The sequence below is a fragment of the Caldisericota bacterium genome (genome assembly GCA_034717215.1).
Classification (GTDB): domain Bacteria; phylum Caldisericota; class Caldisericia; order Caldisericales; family Caldisericaceae; genus UBA646.
In genome coordinates, this window is sequence record JAYELD010000026.1 from 1 (window position 1) to 2,698 (window position 2,698).

Annotated in this window: 3 protein-coding genes; 2 read left to right on the forward strand and 1 reads right to left on the reverse strand. The window is 37.4% G+C overall.

The genetic code is table 11. The features are described 5' to 3' along the window. Positions 1 to 191 (reverse strand): hypothetical protein (locus tag U9Q18_01365; GenBank protein ID MEA3313004.1); only part of this gene is annotated, 191 nt, incomplete at its 3' end. Positions 192 to 522: 331 nt separating this feature from the next. On the opposite strand from U9Q18_01365, the gene cysD reads away from it, so the two are divergent. Then, the gene (cysD, locus tag U9Q18_01370; protein MEA3313005.1) at positions 523 to 1,422 is read left to right on the forward strand and encodes a sulfate adenylyltransferase subunit CysD; all 900 of its coding nucleotides are present in this window, start codon (positions 523 to 525) and stop codon (positions 1,420 to 1,422) included. 1 nt (position 1,423) lies between these two features. After that, positions 1,424 to 2,698, forward strand: a 1,275-nt coding sequence (locus U9Q18_01375; GenBank protein MEA3313006.1) for a GTP-binding protein, incomplete at its 3' end; no start/stop codon positions are given.

A 2,698-nucleotide genomic window follows, 5' to 3' on the forward strand; every position in this document is an offset into this window, starting at 1 on the left:
TCGTTTAGTAATAAGATCGCCTGTCCTACAGGAGCTGTTAATTTTTTCTTCCCTGCATTTTCCTTATTCTGACTCCTGACTCCTGACTTCTGCCTCCTATCTTCTCTTTCTTTTTTCCTTATTCTGACTCCTGACTCCTGACTTCTGACTCCTATCTTTTGTTTTCTTTCTCTTTCACTTATAACCCGCACCTATACGCTAAACGCTGTACGCTCTACGCTAGTATGCATCTTGATCTTGCAACCTTCTTTATCTTTTCTTAACTCGATACTCAATACTCGATACTCGATACTGTTTTCCCCTTGCATTTCTCCCCCACATATATTATAATATCCCTAAGTTCACATCCTGAACATTAATTGGCAGATAATCTGATTATATTTTGTTTTTGTTTTTATCTTACTTGTCCGACCAGTCTTCAGGTTTAACGGGCACTAAATAAATGCAAATACAAAAAGAAGTGGAAAAGATTTTACATAGTTAATAGAGAAGAAAATATTTAGGTCTAAGTTGGAGGTATGTATGAGAGAACTTACGCATCTTGATCAGCTTGAAGCTGAAGCAATTTATATTATTCGGGAAGTGGTTGCAGAATGCGAAAAGCCGGTTATGCTTTATAGTATCGGTAAAGACAGCTCTGTTATGCTGCATCTTTCGATGAAGGCCTTTTATCCAGAGAAACCACCTTTTCCTTTCATGCATATTGATACAACCTGGAAGTTCAAAGAAATGATTGAATTCAGGGATAGAAAAACTAAAGAGCTTGGTATTGAGATGCTTGTTTACTCTAACATGGAGGGCGTTAAAAAAGGAATCAATCCCTTTGATCACGGCTCTGCTTATACTGATATTATGAAGACAGAAGCATTAAAGGCAGGACTTGATAAATATGGTTTTACTGTAGCCTTTGGCGGTGGAAGAAGAGATGAGGAAAAATCCAGAGCAAAAGAAAGAATCTTCTCATTTAGAAACAGCGCACATGCCTGGGATCCTAAAAACCAAAGACCGGAAATGTGGAAACTATATAATACTCGAATTAATAAAGGCGAGAGTCTGAGGGTGTTCCCTATTTCTAACTGGACAGAAAAAGATATATGGCAGTATATTGGAAGGGAAAAGATTGAAATTGTGCCATTATATTTTGCCAAAGAAAGACCTGTTGTATATCGGGATGGAAATATCATTTTGGTGGATGATGATAGGATGAAACTCCTACCCGGAGAAAAAATTGTAATGAAAAAGGTACGTTTTAGAACTCTGGGGTGTTATCCGCTAACAGGTGGTATTGAATCAGAAGCAGATACATTAGATGCAATTATTGAAGAAACGCTTGGTGCAATCTCCTCAGAAAGAACAAGTCGTGTAATCGATCAAGAAGCAGCTGCCAGTATGGAAAGACGTAAAAGAGAGGGGTATTTCTAAGATGAAGAGTTTATTGAAATTTCTCACCTGTGGCAGTGTAGATGATGGAAAATCTACCCTCATTGGGCATATGCTTTATGAGGCCAAACTACTCTTTGCTGACCAAGAAAAGATGCTTCAACTTGATAGTAAAGTTGGCAGCAGAGAAGGGGAAATTGACTACTCTCTACTACTTGATGGTTTAATGGCAGAAAGAGAACAGGGTATAACAATTGACGTAGCTTATAGATATTTCACAACTGAAAATCGTTCATTTATTGTAGCAGATACCCCGGGACATGAGCAGTACACCAGAAATATGGCTGTAGGAGCTTCTTTTGCGGATTTAGCCGTTATTCTGGTCGATGCAACACAAGGTGTTCTTATTCAGACAAAACGTCATGCGAGAATCTGTTCTCTCATGGGCATTGGGCATATTGTACTCGCTGTAAATAAAATGGATTTAATCCGTTATGATAGACATAGATTTGACGAAATCAAGAAAGAATTTTTAAGCTTTACAGCTGACTATGGATTAGAAAGTATTGAGGTTATACCGGTATCAGCTACAGAAGGGGATAATATTACCAGGAAATCTTCTAATACATCCTGGTATGAAGGACTTCCATTATTATCATATTTAGAACAGATAGATGTAAGGGGGGATTCTAAGAGCGATGGATTTATTATGCCGGTACAAAGAGTAAGCCGTCCTAATCATGCATTTAGAGGCTTTCAGGGCCAGATTGAATCCGGAGCCATTAATGTTGGTGATGAAATTGTTTTATTACCTGGTAATGAAAAGGCAAAGGTTGAAAGTATCCATGTTACGGATAAGTCAACAGAATCTGCTATTACCGGGCAACCTGTTACCATCCAACTTGATAGAGAAGTTGATGTATCAAGAGGGTGTGTGTTAGCAAAAGATAAGGATTTAAAGATAGCTGATATGTTTACAGCCACTATTCTTTGGATGGATGATAGAGAACTAATAGCAGGAAGAAACTATCTGGTAAAGGTAGGAACCAAAACATTACCTGCTATGGTTATGAGTATTAAACATAAAATTGATATCAATACCGGAAAACATATTCAAGCAGAAAGATTATTTAAGAATGAAATGGCAACTTGTGATATTTCTCTATCTGAGAACATGGTATTTGACAAATTCAAAAACAATAAATCGATAGGAAGCTTAATTTTAATAGACCGTATTACCAATATGACATCTGCATGTGGAACAATAGACCATGCTCTGAGAAGAGCGACAAATGTTATATGGCAAAATACGGATATT

Bases quoted from the DNA above. Each gene is read 5' to 3' on its own strand.
- cysD (MEA3313005.1), top strand. From the start codon at position 523: ATGAGAGAACTTACGCATCTTGATCAGCTTGAAGCTGAAGCAATTTAT.